The sequence below is a fragment of the Pseudomonas syringae pv. tagetis genome, assembly GCF_022557255.1.
In the GTDB taxonomy this organism is placed as follows: Bacteria; Pseudomonadota; Gammaproteobacteria; order Pseudomonadales; family Pseudomonadaceae; genus Aquipseudomonas; species Aquipseudomonas caricapapayae.
Map to the genome: position 1 here is coordinate 269,067 of NZ_CP092923.1, position 15,333 is coordinate 284,399.

Genomic DNA, 15,333 nt, shown 5'->3' on the forward strand with positions numbered 1-15,333 from the left:
AGGCATTCGGTGGTGGATGGTGGGGCTGGTAACAGCCGGCCTGGTCGTCAATTACCTTGCACGCAACACGTTGTCCGTGGCAGCGCCGACGCTGATGAGCGAGCTAAGCATTTCTACCGAGCAGTACGCGCACATCGTCGTCGCCTGGCAGTTGTGCTACGCCATCATGCAACCGGTGGCGGGCTACGTCATTGATGCCATCGGCACCAAGATGGGGTTTGCGATTTTTGCCGTTGCCTGGTCTGCCGCCTGCGCTGCCGCAGCGTTCGCAACGGGCTGGCAGAGTCTGGCAATCTTCCGTGGCATGCTCGGGCTAACCGAAGCGGCGGGCCTGCCCGCAGGTGTCAAGGCCACGACCGAGTGGTTTCCGGCCAAGGAGCGCTCGGTCGCCATCGGCTGGTTCAACATCGGTTCGTCGTTTGGCGCATTGCTTGCGCCCCCGCTGGTGGTCTGGGCCATTTTGCAAAGCGGCTGGGAACTGGCGTTTCTGATTGTCGGCGGTCTGGGCATTGTGTGGAGCGGTCTGTGGCTGCTGTTGTACAAACACCCTCGCGATCAGAAGCGTTTGAGCGACTCCGAGCGCGACTACATCCTCAGTGGTCAGGAATCGCGCCTCAAGGATGCACCGGCCCAGAGGGGCAGTTGGAAGCGGCTGTTCAAGAACCGTAATTTCTACGCGATTGCGTCAGCGCGTATTCTTTCCGAACCTGCCTGGCAGACCTTCAATGCATGGATTCCGTTGTACCTGATGACCGAGCGTCACATGAACATCAAGGAAGTCGCGATGTTCGCCTGGCTGCCGTTTCTGGCGGCTGACATCGGTTGCGTGCTGGGCGGCTATCTGAGCCCGCTGTTTCACAAGTACTGCAAGGTTTCGCTGTTCACGTCACGCAAGATGGTCATGCTGTTTGGCTGTTCATGCATGATCGGTCCGGCCTGTATCGGGCTGGTCGAAAGTCCTTATACCGCTATCGCGTTGCTGTGTATCGGCGGTTTCGCGCATCAGACCCTGTCGGGCGCGCTGTATTCGATCACCTCGGATTCATTCGGTAAAAACGAGGTGGCCACCGCTACCGGCATGGGCGGAATGTTCGGCTTTTTTGGTGCGGCAGCGTTCACCATGGTATTCGGCGTGCTGGTCACCAAGATCGGCTACAGCCCGCTGTTCGTGGTGCTGGCGATTTTCGATATCGTTGCCGCGATCATAGTGTGGAACGTTGCCCGCGAAGTCCCGCAGAACGATGAACCCGTGGCGCTGGGCGTCGGCGAGCAGGGCGTTGGTACTGTTGCCGCAACGTGAGGTCGTCGTAATCCTGTAACGAAGCCTGGGTATTCTTTGCCCTGAAAGTGATTTTTTATTAGAGGCCGTTCCTCGAAGGCAGGGGGCGGCTTCTTTTTTTGTCTGACGGCTGATATTCGTTTTGGGAATTAATAAATAGCTTCTTATTCCTTAGCGAATATAACTTCCATCCCTATACTCGTCTCATGAACGCATACATGCAGGAGGCGAATCCATGCATAACGAGTCGATCCGGTATCTGATCGTGCCAGGCTGGCAAGGGTCTCCTGATGATCATTGGCAGACCCACTGGCAGAACAGCCTGCCTAACAGCACGCGTGTGGAACAGGCCGACTGGCTGAAACCACGACGTGAGGACTGGGTGGGAGAGTTGCAGCGCACGATTGCAGCGCACAGCACGCCGGTGATCCTGATCGCTCACAGCCTGGGTTGTGTGGCCGTCGCACATTGGGCTCAACTCGCACCGCTGGAGACGCTGCGTCAGGTGCAAGGCGCGCTGCTGGTAGCACCAGCCGACGTCGAACGTCCCAATTGCCCGCCTGCATTGCGTAACTTTGCGCCGATCCCTGCTGACCTGTTGCCGTTTCCGACACAGATTGTCAGCTCTGACAACGACCCGGCGGTCAGCTCCCAGCGTGCCATGGAAATGGCGCGTCATTGGGGCGCAGAAGTCGGGTTTCTGAGTCAGGCCGGGCATATCAACGTCAAATCCGGCCATCAGCGATGGGAGCAAGGTTTCGCCTATCTGTACCGGCTGCAAAACCGTTTGGAGCAGCACGCGCGTCGTCGCGCATGAACGGCAGTTTTTTATCGGACTCGCCGGGTCCTGTCTTTTAAACGCTTGAGCCGTCGCAAGGGCTCAGGCGGGAGTGTGTCATGAGCCTTCACGAAAATTTCGGTCAGCCGCTGCTGACCTTTCCCGATGCAGAAAAAAGCCCGCTGAGCATTCGTGCCAAGGCGCTGGTGTTCATCGATCCGCGCTCGCGCAGGCTGCGCGAAGAAATGGAACAGTTGGCACCCCGTTCGCTACCGGTGCTGATCCGCGGCGAATCCGGGACCGGCAAGGAGTTGCTGGCGCGGCACATCCATCGTGGCAGTGATCGCTCGGGTTTGTTCGTTTCAGTGAACTGCGGTGCGATCAGTCCGACGTATGCCGACGCCGAATTGTTCGGCTATGCCGCCGGAGCCCACAGTGGAACGGTCAGCAGCCGCGCAGGCTGGTTCGGTTCGGCCAATGGCGGCACCTTGTACCTGGACGAAATCGGCGACCTGCCGCTGCCAATTCAGGTCAAGCTGCTCGCCGCCCTGGAAAATCACGAGGTCACGCGAGTGGGCGCGCACCAGCCGAGCCCGGTCGATGTGCGGCTGGTAGCCGCCACCAGCATCGATCTGGCGCAGGCCGTTGCCGCCGGAAAATTCCACGAACGGCTTTATCACTACCTGAGCGAGGGCCGCCTTGATCTGCCGGCGTTGCGCGAACAGCCAGGCAACATTCTGCCGCTGGCCGAATATTTTGTCGGGATCTACAGCCAGCGCCTCAGCCTGCCTGTGCAACTGATCAGCGAAGACGCACAACGCACGCTGGAGGCCCACAGCTGGCCCGGCAACACCCGAGAGCTGGAGAACGTCATTCACTTTGCTTTGCTGGTCAGCAACGGTGACGAAATCCGGGCTGAAGATATCAATCTGCCGGATATTGCCGCGCCGTTTACTCTGATCGAGCGTCAGGCGCATCTGCTGCTCAAAAAGGGTGATCGTCAGCAGCTCTCTGCGCTCCGGCAACTGCTGGAAACAGTCACCTCCGAGCTGGAAAAAAGCACGGTTTGAGGCGCGCCATACCGGTTGTCATCAGGCACAATGGATCGTGATGCAAAAAAGCATAAGCACTCGACTAAAAAGTATTTTATCGGAATATAAAACACCGGTAATGTCAGCATGATGTCGCAGGGTTCGGATCGCTGCGGCAAACCATTGAATATCAGCGGTCATTTGTGGATGACGCTCTTGGATTTCCTTAAGGACATTGCATGAAAAAGACGTTTTTGCTGACCGCTCTGGCGGCTGTGTTCTCGATTGGCCTGGCGCACGCAGGTGAAAAACTGGTCGTAGGCGCAACGCCGGTGCCGCATGCGGAAATCCTGAAGCTGATCCAGCCAACGTTGGCCAAGGAAGGTGTAGACCTGGAAATCAAGGTGTTCACTGACTACGTTCAGCCGAACGTCCAGTTGAGCGAAAAGCGCCTGGACGCCAACTATTTTCAGACCAAGCCTTACCTGGATGGCTTCAACAAGGGCAAAGGCACCAGCCTGGTGACCGGTGTTGGCGTACACGTCGAACCGTTCGGCGGCTACTCCAGCAAGTACAAGAAGCTGGCTGACCTGCCTGAAGGCGCAACCATCGCCATTCCAAACGAAGGCAGCAACGCAGGCCGTGCACTGCTGCTGTTGCAAAAAGGTGGCCTGATCACTCTGAAAGATCCGACCAACGCGCTGTCCACGCCGAAAGACATCGCGACCAACCCGAAGAAATTCAAGTTCCGCGAACTGGAATCGGCTGTACTGCCACGCGCTTTGAGCCAGGTTGACCTTGCCCTGATCAACACCAACTACGCGCTGGAAGCCAAGCTCAATCCGAAGAAGGATGCGCTGATCATCGAAGGTGCAGATTCGCCGTACGTGAACTTCCTCGTTACCCGCGAAGACAACGCCCACACCGATGCCATCGAGAAACTCTCGAAGGCGTTGACCAGTCAGGAAGTGAAAGACTTCATCAACAAGAAGTACGACGGCGCGGTACTGCCTGCGTTCTGACCCACTGACTCTCGTTCCCCCAACGATCGTGCGACGCTCCGCGTCGCATGTCGTTCTGGACGTTCCGTGTCCGATCTTGAATGTGCGGCGCGATGCAGATTTGTGACGCGGAGCGTCACCCAGGGCATTCCCACGCTGCAGCGTGAGGAACGCCAGGTGCCTGGCTCAAGATCAGCGCTGAGGCATCGACTCAGTCGCCCCACAATTCCCCGCCATAAACTCTCCCGAAAACGCTTTCTCGACAAAGCGTGTCGAGTCCGGCAGAGAGCCATTCACCGCTCCCGAGTGATCCAGTTGCGGGTAGTAATGCCACTCAACGCGGTCGCCTGCCTTGCACGCATCCTTGACCAGCGCGATCTGGCTGCGAACAGGTGAAATGACATCCTTGCCGCCCGTGCCTATAAAAACCGGAATGTCCGTCTTTAGCGTCGGGTAGTCCGAGTGGCGGTTGACCTGATCAAGCGCCGGATCGGGTGAGCGTTTGAAACTGTTGTTGAAGGTCAGTCCATCCGCGACGACCTTGCGCTCAATGGCTTGCAGGCATTCACGCTGACTGGTTGCGAACGCGGGCTTCGAGCGATCGCTCAGATAATCGGTAGGCACAAACGACGGATCGATCAGCGCTGCGGTGCTCAGTCGCAACAGATTATAGGCCAGCGATGGTGAGACCTGATCGCGGAAGGGGTCCGGTGCCGGATGTTTCTCGCGCGATTGAGCCATCGGATACGGCGTCCCGGTCGCAACCACGCCGACAATGTTCAACTCCGGAGCGTAAGTCTTCTTGTAGACAGCCGTCGCAAACGCCGCACGACCGCCCTGCGACTGACCAAACACGACAACCCGCGAGGACAAATTGAAATTCGCCCTCTGAACCGCGCGAATACTGTCGAGCACACCATAAGCCAACGGGCTGCTCAGCCCGAATGGATGCAGCCCCGGCGTCCCCAAACCCTCATAGTCGGTCGCCACAATCGCATAGCCCCGACCGAGCCATTCATTCAGGTAGCGCGTATCGCGATCACTGCGCCCGGCAAATGAAGGCGCGCAGACATCCGCGCTACCAACCGTGCCATGCGCCCACGCCATCAGCGGCCATCCGCCCTTCGGCGGCGTGCCCTTGGGCATAAACAAGGCTCCTGACACTGCGACTGGCTGGTTGTTGAGCCCGTCTGTCGAGGCGTACAGGATGCGGATATTCTGTCCGGCATTCTCAAGGCTCTGCGTGGCCGTCAGCGGTTCCGAGCGCAGCAGTTGGCCCGGTGTCGACGGCACTTTATCAGGCCATGTGTAGAATGCGGGAACACCGCCTTCGCCCGGGCCTGACTGGGCAGCGGCGACAGTTTTCATGGAAGTACCTGGCACTGCGCTGCAAGCTGCGAGCAGGACCATCAACAGGGTGGCCAGAACGGCCGAATACCTTGGCGATGAGTTCATCGGTATTTCTCCACAAGCTGACAGGAGAGGGCGCATCAGCATCGATTTATCAAGCCGATTATGACTTGAGCGATGATAACTGTCGTACGCGCTGCCAGTATTGAACGGAGTTCTTCATGCGTAAGGATTACCTCGCTTTCTTCATCTCGCTTTTCCTGTCCAGGCTGGCGGATCAGATCCTGTTGTTTATTGTGCCGCTGGTGGTGTTCCAGACCACCAACAGCGCTTCATGGGCGGGGCTGGCGTTTTTCGTCGAATCGTTACCGAGGTTTCTCGCGTTTCCGTTGTGCGGCGCGCTGTGCGACAAGTATTCGCCGATCAGAATTCTGCACATCAGCCAGGTCTACCGGGCATTGCTCTGCGTGCTGGCGATGGTGCTCTACGTACTCTTTGGTGGCATTGGATGGCTCGTGGTGCTCTCGGCATTGTGCGGGGTGCTGACCACGCAAGGCATCATGGCGCGCGAAGTGCTCATGCCACATATCTTTCAGCACTACAGCTACACCAAAACGTTGTCCTATTCCCAGATCGCCGACCAGTCAGGGCTGGTCCTCGGGCCGCTTGTGGCGGCACTGATGCTTGAAGTGTGGGCCTGGCACTGGGTAGTGCTCTGGATCGCCGGACTATTCCTGCTGGCAGACCTCTGCATGTTGGCGTGGCAACGTCTTGGCCGTTTTAAGCTGGAAGTGTTCGAGCAGCATCAAGACATCTGGCTGCAGCCCTTGCGGATTGCGTTCGGGCATATCCGTGGCCTGGCAGAATTGAAAAAGATCATCACGCTGGCAGTAGGGGTCAACCTGATCGTCGGCGTCACGCTGGCGACCTCGGCAGCCATGGTGATCGGCGAGTACAGCGCAGGCAAAGATAACTACGCAGGGCTACAGGCGGCGGGGGCAGTGAACACTATCGTGATCCTGTTCTTCCTGGCCCGTGTCGTGCTGCCTCTGCGGGTTCTGGGCGGGGTCGGGTATTCAATGATTGCGATCGGGGCATTTATCAGCGCCCTGAGCCCGAACCTGATGGGCTATGCGCTGGGTTTTCTGTTGATCGTCGGCTTCGACAAGATGTTCAACGTCTACATGCGCACCATCCGGCAGCGGGTGATACCGCCCCAGGATTTCGGCAAGACAGTGGGCGTGATCACGCTGCTCAACAACCTGTCGCAGCCCCTGGCTGGTTTGCTGGTGGCTTTGCTGGCGGCGCCCTTGGGCACCCGGCAGGTCATCCTGATTCTGGCCGTGCTGACTTCCCTTCTCGGGGCAGGTGCGATGTGGTGGTTTGCAAAAGCCCGCAGCCCGTTCTCTGCCTCGATTGTTGAGGCTGACCGGCAGGCCGGGAAATGAAAATGGAGCTGAATCCGTTTCGCTGAGTCTGGATGGAGTCAGGGCTTTTGAGCAAAAGCATCGGGCTCGTCCACGATGCAACGCCAAGAGCGCGGTGAATAATTTATTTCATTGCTGTAGTCAAAGATCGGGAAATCCCCAATCCTGAAGGGGGGAGAGCTGAGACAGAAATGTTAGGTGCTCGATGGTTTTTACTTTTTGCAGGTTTTTCAGTTCCATCTGTCCGCCGAGGGCGAGGGCAGGGACGAAGCCGTACATTTCGTCCGATTGGAGCTGCCCGAGATTTTTTAGTGCTGGTTCAAAAAAACTATCTAGGTCGTTATGCTCGAGCTGCATCGATGAGAAAAATACTCTGATGCCGTAATCCTCTTCTCCACCCGCAAATATCGAATTGTTAGTAGAGTAACGTGACATGTAGCTGGTTATCGACAAACTGTCAGCACCTTTCTCGCCCCATAGATACAACTCTCCGAACGCGCTACGAGCAATAACGTGGTAGTTGTCATTTTTGAAGACTTCTTTACCTGCAAGCCAATCGGTGAGTAGATCCTCATAATCCTGCGGGTTTACAGTCCAAAATAGGCCTTCGGCGTATCCGCACCAGCCATAATCTTCCCAATACCTTAATAGCTGTTCAGGGAGTTTGTTTTTGTACCTTGCGATGCTTGCCTCTGAAGCTGCATGTCGTTCAATCGCAGGACCGAATTTTTCTAGAAAGAAAGCAAAGTCTTCGTCCATCATGCGGTCCGAACTGACAGAGTCGTAAAGAAAGCCAGTTCGTGGCTTCCGAATTTAGACATCAGGAAATCCCCAGTCCTGTAGCGGCGAGAGCTGAGACAGAAACGTTAGGTGCTCGATGGTTTTTACTTTTTGTAGGTTTTTAAGTTCCATTGGCCCGCCGAGCGCCAAGGCAGGGACGAAGCCGTACATTTCATCACTTTTAAGTGCCCCGAGGCTTTTCAATGCTGGCTTGAATAGGTCATCTAGATCATTGTACTCGGCGATCATAGATGAAAAAAACGCCTTTGCTCCGAAGTCGAGTTTTTCTCCGGTAAATATTGATTTGCGGGTGGAATATCTTGATATATAAGCGTTCAAAGTTAAGCAGTATCCGTTCTTTTCTCCCCATATGTAGAGTATGCCGAATGCACTCCGAGCTATCACGTGATAGTTATCTTGCTGGTAAAGTGATGTGCCAGAAATCCATTGGTCAAGTATGTGCTCATAATCTTGAGGGTTGACGGTCCAAAATAACCCATCTGCGTAACCGCACCAACCGTACTCTGACCAGTAATCAAGCAGTTGATTGGGGAGTTTATTACGGTATCGGGATATACTTGATGCTGGAACTTCATTTCGCTCAATTACAGGCCCGAAGCCTTGCAGGAAAAACTCATAATCTTCATCCATAGTTAGCTCCTTATCAGCATTTTTCAAGTTTTGCATTAATTTTTGTAGTGTTGCGATCAAAATCAGGTACGCCGCTAGCGGCGGCATCCAATCCAGCTATACGGCTTGGCCATTGAGAACCGATACTCGAATTTATACGCCGATCACCAAAGTCACCTATAATGTCTTTCCCTCCAGCAAAAAGGTCTGGGTTATGAAGTGCTGCTAGAGTCGCCATCTTTTCTGAAGCCATTTTCTTGGCTAGCGCGGCTACCTCGCCAAGGGGTTTTCCTTCCAACCTCAATTGATCTCGAAACTTACTTTCCATATCAAGACTAAATGCTCTCCGTGCATCTCTCGCAACCTTCGCATCCCTTACAACATCTCCATCCGTAAAAGCCTTCCGTCCTTTCAGATACTCCTCCACCGTTAGGTCATTCAACCCCTTTTGCTGTCCTTCTAGCTGATTATCAAACTCGTCAGCAAGGTTGCGGTGCTTTTTACTTAAATTAAAGCATGGCACCTTGTGCTCAGGCATGCCTGACGGTCTTTTCGGATCGGGCTCGTCCGCACGTCGATTGGGCGGTGGCGGTGGCGGTTCCTGTTTGTCCAGTGCACTTTTACGAGAGCCGGCGTTTTGCAGGTCGGGGTGTCTTGTCAGGGCGTCTTCGTGCTGGAGCATCCATTGGCCCAGCTTCGCACCTTTTTTACTGGCTTGCATTTCATTGGCAAGCACGCTTGCATTGCCTCGGCCGCGCGTCAGGTAGGCGACGATGGCGCCCAGTAGCAGCACCACCACTTCTTCGTGGCCTTGGGCGATGTGATAGGCGGCGCGGTCTACAACCTGGGGATCATCGCCGCCGAAAGGGTTGAGGCCAGGCTCGCCACGGGTGCCTTCCCAGGCGACTGTGATGCCACGCACGTAATGGTCGACAATCCGCGGAAGGCCGTCGACGAAAAATTCGGCGATGGAGGCCAGGCCGAGAATTGCCAGGATCCAGGTGCTGACTTCCAGGCCGATTGCGGCACCCGCTGCGCCAGAAGGAATAGCGCCGATCCCAAAGAAACCGAAGCCGATCCCTGCACCTATGGCGCCCCCGACGAGTGTACTGCCGGCGACGATCATGGCCATTTGGCTAACCACGTCTATCAGGTCGTTGATGATGCTGGAGATGTCGATATCTGCGAAACGCCGCCCTAGCCGACGGGCCGCTTCCAATTCGCCGCGGTTGAACGCGCTTCTGATATTGCCGACGCGTCTTAGGTTGAGCTGTAGTGTTGAAACCGGCTCATTGTTGAGTTGGCGCTGGAAGCTGGCTCCAGGCTGGTAGCCCATGCTTCGGCTGAAGCGCCGTTCTATATCGAGCCACGTTGGCACAATGCTCCATAACGGCATTCGGCGTCTCCCTGACTGCTCCGGCTGGTAGGCGCACGATAGAGAAGGTCGATAATGAAGTCAAAGCAGGCTGGGTGTTTCTGACGGGTCCTACGCGTTGAGTCGCAATGTTCCGCATGCAGCTCTCTGAATTAGTAGGAGCGGACTTGTCCGCGAACTGCCGGGAACCGGCAGCAAAACCGGCCGCCTCAATACACCAGATACAACCAAGGTGGCCGGTTCTGGGGCCGCTTCGCAGCCCTTCGCGGACAAGTCCGCTCCCACGCTTTCCGGGCAGAAGCGCGTTATGTGCACGGACCGGGCGACGCTTCGCTTGTCCGCGATTTGTCGATTTTTTGAGAGCTGCACAGTTGAAGACTTTCAGCCTTAGAACGCCAGCGTCACCCGAGCATTCAGCGACTGATCCGATGCGTCGTTGCTCACCTGACCGTCATAGCTCAGGCCCACGCTCAGCGTATCGCTCAACCCCAGATCCACGCCAGCGCCGAGCACGGCTGCGCTGCGGGCAATTGGGGCGCCGGAGAGTTCGAAGGTGCTGCCGCCGCTGAAGGCCGAGCGGCTTTCCGGGGTGACGTCACCGTAGGCGCGACGCCAGCCCAGTGTGGCGTTGGGTTTGATCACGACGCTGCCAGCGCTCAAACGGGTCGCTGCACGCAGGCCCAGGGTACTGAAAGTGATGTGGTTGTCCTGGGATTTGTTTTCCAGGCTGATGGCGTTGCTGTTCTCGTCGAAGGCGTCGGTGTCGAGGCGTACGTGCGCCAGGTTGGCGAAGGGTTCAAGCAGCGCGTTGCCCATCTCGATGGAATAACCCAGTTCGCCGAAGACTTGATTGGTTGCCGCTTTGTAGTCTTCCTTGAAGTGCTCGGACGAGCCTGGCAAGTCCAGTGTGCGTTTGGCAGTCAGTTCGTGCCAGGTGCGCACGGCACCAAGGCGCAGGCCCAGCTGGCCCCATTTCGCGCCGCCATAGACACCCAGGTGGTAGTTGTCGCTGTCGGTGGAGCCGGAGGCATGACGCAGGTCGAAGCTGCTGTTGCTGAACCCGGCCAGCGCGCCCACACGCCAGGTCTCGTCGAGCGGTACGTCGGCGCCGAACAACAGGCCGCTGCTGCGGGTTTCGAGGCCCGAGGCGTCACGACTGCTGTCGGTTTGACCGGTCGCACCGATGGCCTGAGTCCAGACCACACCACGTGAAGCATCGCCGGCGAGGGTTTGTGTGCTGCTGCCGAATGCCTGTGCGGACTGCGCTTGCTGCAGGCGATCATTCATGGCGTTGCGCACCAGACGGCTGTCTTCGATCAGCGCAGATTGTGTCGACGCATGCAGCTCGTTGGACAGCGCGCCGAACGTAGCCTGCGCCGTCGACGCATCATCCTGCACCACCTGACGCCACAGCGCATTGCCTGCGCCCGCGCTGTCCAGGCCCTGTGCGACCGCCCTGGCATTGCGCGTGGTCGCCAGACTGGCGAAGGTTTGTGCGTTGCGATCCAGTGTCAGCCCGACATCGGTCGCGGTGTAGTCCAGTGTCGGCGTGAGGAACGCGAAACTGGTTTGCGCAGCGACGAACCTGCCGCTGACGCCACCCGCTGCCGAGAGGATCGAGTAACGGCTCGCGGCCAGCCAGTTACCGCCTTCAACCAGTGACAACGTGCTGTTATTGAGGGTCGCGCGACCGCTGGCGACAATGCGGTCGGCATTGCCGTTAGCGTCCGATTCCACCTGATAGACCGAGCCCTGAGCCAGATTGACGTCACCGTTGACGTTCAGTTGCCCGACCGAATTGCCCGGTGCCACCACGCCGCCCTGAGCGACATTGATGCCGCCGACGCTGCCGTTGCCACCCAGCGTCGCGCCTTGCTGCACGCTGACGATGGAGTTGCCCAGGTTACCGTTCACCGCCAGTCGACCGGCCTGCACGGTGGTCGCACCGGACAGGGTGCTGTTGCCGGTCAGGTTAAGCGAACCGGCACCGCGCTTGATCAACGCGCCGCTGCCCGTCAGTGTATTGGCGAGGGTGTCGGTGGTTGACTGATCAAGCACCAGCGTTGCGTTGTCGGTGATCGTGCCACTGCCGAAGGCCTGGGCGTGACCGGTCAGGGTGCCACCGTTGATCAGCGTGCCGCCCGAGTAAGTGTTATTGCCAGTCAGTATCAGGTTACCGGTGCCGTTCTTGATCAGTGCGCCGCTGCCGCTGATGTCGTTGCGCCAGGCGTCGATGGCGTTGTAGCCACCCAGACTGGCGTTCATGTTGACGGTGACGTTGGAGTTGAATGCACCGTAGCCGTCGCCTGCGGCATACAGGTTCAAGCGACCGTAGCCACCTGACTGATCGATCACCGCATAGCCTGAAGATATTTCTGTGGTCGCCAGAATCTCGCGACGCTGGCTGGCGTTCAGGTACGGGAAGCGTGTTTCGAGCAACACTTCGGCGTTGGTCGGCACCACCGCAGCCAGGTTGGTCGGGCCAACCGGATCGAAACCGTACGTCATGCGCGAGGTGTACAGCGCCTTGTCCTGTGCGTGTTGAGAGGTGCGGTCGGTCGCCGGGTCAATGGCCGCCATACAGTTGTTGACGTCACCGCCACACTGCGTCGTGAAATAGGCCAGCGCCTGTGCGCGAGCGTCGGCGCGCAGTTGGGCGTTGGTCGTATTGGACAGGTTGTCGATGGCGAAATAGGTCGCCGTAATGCGCCCGCCGATCACGTCGAAGGGCGAGTGCATGCCCGCTTCGATACGGTTGTCGCCGATTTCCGAAGCGCGCAGCATCAACTCGCTGAACCGTTCGGGAATTGCATAGGCCAATGCGTAGGCTGACAGGTAGGCGGCGTTGGTATGGCCGCTCGGGAACCCCGAGTCACTGGCCGGCGTGGTGCTTTCGGCCGGACGCAGGGACGGGGCGACCACGAATGCCAGATTCTGTCCGTCCAGGCTCTGCCGCCATGGTCGTGGATACAGGTAGTGGGACTTGGCCGGTGTCGTGGAGGCATCATTGCGCACGGCACCAACCAGATCGACGACCTTGCCCAGTGCCGAAGACGAGCTGCCCGCACCGTTGCCCTTGTCGTCGTATTTGACGGTTTTGTTGCTGTCGTCGAATTGCGTGATGGTTGTGAAGGCACCCGCACCTGCTTTGTAGGCATCGCTCAACGAGCCCAGGCCGCTGATGGCGCTGTAGCTCTGGTCGCGGCGGTCATCGAAGTAGGCGGCGGTTTCCTGCGCCAGTGTGCGCGAATTGGCGCGGTCGACCACAATCTGCAGGTTGCGCTTGAGCAGGCTCTGGCCAAGGGCAGCCGGCGTGCCGGTATCCCAGGTCGCTCCGGTCGTCCACAAGGTATCGAACCCGGAAAGCAGATCGACCCCATTGATCCGGTTGTCATTTGCACGGCTCGCTGCCTGTACCGATACCGCAAGCAGTGAAAGGATCAACGACGACATCATTACGTGGGTAACCGGTTTGTTACATCGCATGGCGAGCGCCTGTACTCAGTTCGAATAAGGCGCCGACCCTAGCAAGGCGGTCTTACAGTGCGATGTATCTGTCGTGACACATTTATGTGAGTCATAGCGCTCAAAAAAGCCACAGGGCGCATTCAGAACTATCGATATTCCTTAACGGTATTTAAATTCTCTTTCTTATATCTATAGAGTTTCGTCTTTAAGTCACACTGTTCTGGAGTCGGAGTTCTCATGCCAGCAGCCTCCCTCGCTTCATCGTCCGCTCAACCTGCTTCGCAATCGTTCGATGTGCGTCCATTCACCGAAAAGGTGGGCGCTGAAATCGTTGGGCTGGATCTGTCCAGGCCGTTGAACGATGCCGACTTCGCTCGTGTGCATCAGGCACATCTGGATCACCACGTCGTGGTGTTCCGCGATCAGCAGATCACGCCGCAACAGCAGATCGATTTCAGCCGTCGCTTCGGGGTGCTGCAGATCCATGTGCTCAAGCAGTTTCTGTTGGCCAACCACCCGGAAATCCTGATCGTCTCCAACATTGTCGAGAACGAGAAGCCTGTGGGCCTGGGCGATGCCGGCAAATACTGGCATTCGGACCTGTCTTACAAAGAGCTGCCGAGCCTGGGCTCGATGCTTTACGCTCAGGAGCTGCCAAGTGAAGGCGGCGATACGCTGTTTGCAGACATGCATCTGGCGTGGGACACATTGCCGCAACACCTGCGCGATGCAGTCGAAGGGCGTTCAGCGGTTCACAGCTACACCGCACGCTACGCCGAAGGTCATAACGCCGCCAATTGGCGTCCGACCCTGACCGCCGAGCAACTGGCCCAAGTGGTCGAGGTCAGCCACCCGATTGTCCGCACTCACCCTGAGACCGGTCGCAAGGCGCTGTTTGTCAGCGAAGGTTTCACCACCCGGATTCTTGATCTGCCGGAAGACGAGAGTCGTCAGATTCTCAACGAGATCTACGCCCACAGCGTGAAGCCCGAGCACATCTATCGGCACCAGTGGCAAGCCAACGACATGGTGTTCTGGGACAACCGTTCTCTGATTCATCTGGCTGCCGGCTGCCAGGCCCATCTGCGACGCAAACTGCATCGCACGACCATTCAAGGCACTGCGCCATTTTGATTCAGGAGAGCTGTTCATGAATGCTGTCGCGCAAGGCCACACGGCCAGCACGAGCGCCCAACCGCAACCGGCTGTTCAGCACAGCACTGAAGCCTTGTTGCAAGTCCGCGGCGTCAGCCTGGAATACCGCACTCCGGAACGAGTGGTGCGAGCGACGCATCAAGTCAGTTTCGAAGTCGACCCGGCCGACCGTTTTGTCTTGCTCGGCCCATCGGGTTGCGGCAAGTCGACCTTGCTCAAAGCGGTGGCCGGGTTCATTCGGCCCAGCGAGGGCGAGATACGTCTGGCGGGCCATCAGGTCACCGAGCCCGGTCCGGACCGCATCGTGGTGTTCCAGGAATTCGACCAGTTGCCGCCGTGGAAAACCGTGATCGAGAACGTCATGTTTCCGCTGCTGGCGTCACGCACCCTGAAACGCCCCGAAGCGCTGGAGCGGGCGCGCTACTACCTGGAGAAAGTCGGCCTTAGTGCGTTTGCCGATGCCTATCCGCACACCCTTTCTGGCGGCATGAAAGCGCGTGTGGCGATTGCCAGGGCCCTGGCCATGCAACCGAAAATCCTTTTGATGGACGAGCCATTCGCCGCGCTTGATGCACTGACCCGTCGCAAGATGCAGGAAGAACTGCTGGAGCTGTGGGAAGAGGTGCGTTTCACGCTGCTGTTCGTTACTCATTCAATTGAAGAAGCGCTGGTGGTCGGTAACCGCATCCTGCTGCTGTCGCCGCATCCGGGACGTGTGCGGGCGGAAATCAACAGTCACCAGTACGACCTGAAAAGCCTCGGCGGCGTCGGCTTCCAGCAAACCGCCCAGCGCATTCATCGTTTGCTGTTTGATGAAGGCGATGCCGGACCGGTCGAGCAAGAGCTGAATTTTCAGGACATCCGCATTGCTTATTGATACGCGCTTCTGCCCGTAGGGCGTGGGAGCGAACGGGTCTTCTGTGGGAGCGGACTTGTCCGCGAAGGCGGTAGTTCAGAATATGCATCTTCGGATAGCGTACCGGCTTTTTCGCGGACAAGTCCGCTCCCACAAAAGCCCGTTTATTAGAACGTTCTGCATACGCTTTTTACGACTACCGA

General features: G+C 57.6%; 12 protein-coding genes. 7 read left to right on the top strand and 5 right to left on the bottom strand.

Translation table 11 applies throughout. The features are described 5' to 3' along the window. Positions 1 to 16 precede the first annotated feature (16 nt). From MME58_RS01250 to MME58_RS01265, 4 genes are all read left to right on the top strand, one after another. The gene (locus MME58_RS01250; RefSeq protein WP_055005583.1) at positions 17 to 1,300 is read left to right on the top strand and encodes an MFS transporter; all 1,284 of its coding nucleotides are present in this window, start codon (positions 17 to 19) and stop codon (positions 1,298 to 1,300) included. A 214-nt stretch (positions 1,301 to 1,514) separates the two neighbouring features. After that, a complete protein-coding gene (locus tag MME58_RS01255) occupies positions 1,515 to 2,096 on the top strand; it encodes an alpha/beta hydrolase (RefSeq protein ID WP_055005582.1) in 582 nt (193 codons plus the stop codon). 80 nt (positions 2,097 to 2,176) lie between these two features. Continuing rightward, positions 2,177 to 3,127 (top strand): sigma 54-interacting transcriptional regulator, encoded by a 951-nt coding sequence (locus tag MME58_RS01260; RefSeq protein WP_054985515.1) that lies wholly within the window; start codon positions 2,177 to 2,179, stop codon positions 3,125 to 3,127. A gap of 200 nt (positions 3,128 to 3,327) precedes the next feature. Further along, the gene (locus MME58_RS01265; protein ID WP_054985514.1) at positions 3,328 to 4,110 is read left to right on the top strand and encodes a MetQ/NlpA family ABC transporter substrate-binding protein; all 783 of its coding nucleotides are present in this window, start codon (positions 3,328 to 3,330) and stop codon (positions 4,108 to 4,110) included. A gap of 171 nt (positions 4,111 to 4,281) precedes the next feature. Here MME58_RS01265 and MME58_RS01270 read toward each other — a convergent pair whose 3' ends face one another. Then, the gene (locus tag MME58_RS01270) at positions 4,282 to 5,544 is read right to left on the bottom strand and encodes an alpha/beta fold hydrolase (protein WP_055005581.1); all 1,263 of its coding nucleotides are present in this window, start codon (positions 5,542 to 5,544) and stop codon (positions 4,282 to 4,284) included. Positions 5,545 to 5,660: 116 nt separating this feature from the next. Between MME58_RS01270 and MME58_RS01275 the strand changes: the two genes are divergently transcribed. After that, positions 5,661 to 6,887, top strand: coding sequence for an MFS transporter (locus MME58_RS01275; RefSeq protein WP_054985512.1), 1,227 nt, complete (start codon positions 5,661 to 5,663; stop codon positions 6,885 to 6,887). A gap of 120 nt (positions 6,888 to 7,007) precedes the next feature. Here MME58_RS01275 and MME58_RS01280 read toward each other — a convergent pair whose 3' ends face one another. From MME58_RS01280 to MME58_RS01295, 4 genes are all read right to left on the bottom strand, one after another. After that, positions 7,008 to 7,625, bottom strand: coding sequence for a GAD-like domain-containing protein (locus MME58_RS01280; protein ID WP_055005633.1), 618 nt, complete (start codon positions 7,623 to 7,625; stop codon positions 7,008 to 7,010). Between the two features lie 54 nt (positions 7,626 to 7,679). Then, a complete protein-coding gene (locus tag MME58_RS01285) occupies positions 7,680 to 8,297 on the bottom strand; it encodes a GAD-like domain-containing protein (RefSeq protein WP_054985511.1) in 618 nt (205 codons plus the stop codon). 13 nt (positions 8,298 to 8,310) lie between these two features. Next, positions 8,311 to 9,672, bottom strand: a complete 1,362-nt coding sequence (locus MME58_RS01290) for a DUF6861 domain-containing protein (RefSeq protein WP_055005580.1) — start codon at positions 9,670 to 9,672, stop codon at positions 8,311 to 8,313. A gap of 366 nt (positions 9,673 to 10,038) precedes the next feature. After that, positions 10,039 to 13,137 carry an autotransporter domain-containing protein gene (locus MME58_RS01295; protein ID WP_055005579.1) on the bottom strand — a complete coding sequence of 1,033 codons (3,099 nt, stop codon included), beginning with the start codon at positions 13,135 to 13,137 and terminating at the stop codon, positions 10,039 to 10,041. A 219-nt stretch (positions 13,138 to 13,356) separates the two neighbouring features. On the opposite strand from MME58_RS01295, the gene MME58_RS01300 reads away from it, so the two are divergent. Together MME58_RS01300 and MME58_RS01305 are read left to right on the top strand one after the other, a co-directional pair. Then, on the top strand, positions 13,357 to 14,253 hold the full coding sequence (locus MME58_RS01300; protein ID WP_055005578.1) for a TauD/TfdA dioxygenase family protein: 897 nt from the start codon (positions 13,357 to 13,359) through the stop codon (positions 14,251 to 14,253). Positions 14,254 to 14,269: 16 nt separating this feature from the next. Continuing rightward, positions 14,270 to 15,151 (top strand): ABC transporter ATP-binding protein, encoded by an 882-nt coding sequence (locus MME58_RS01305; RefSeq protein ID WP_055005577.1) that lies wholly within the window; start codon positions 14,270 to 14,272, stop codon positions 15,149 to 15,151. The last annotated feature ends 182 nt before the right edge of the window (positions 15,152 to 15,333 follow it).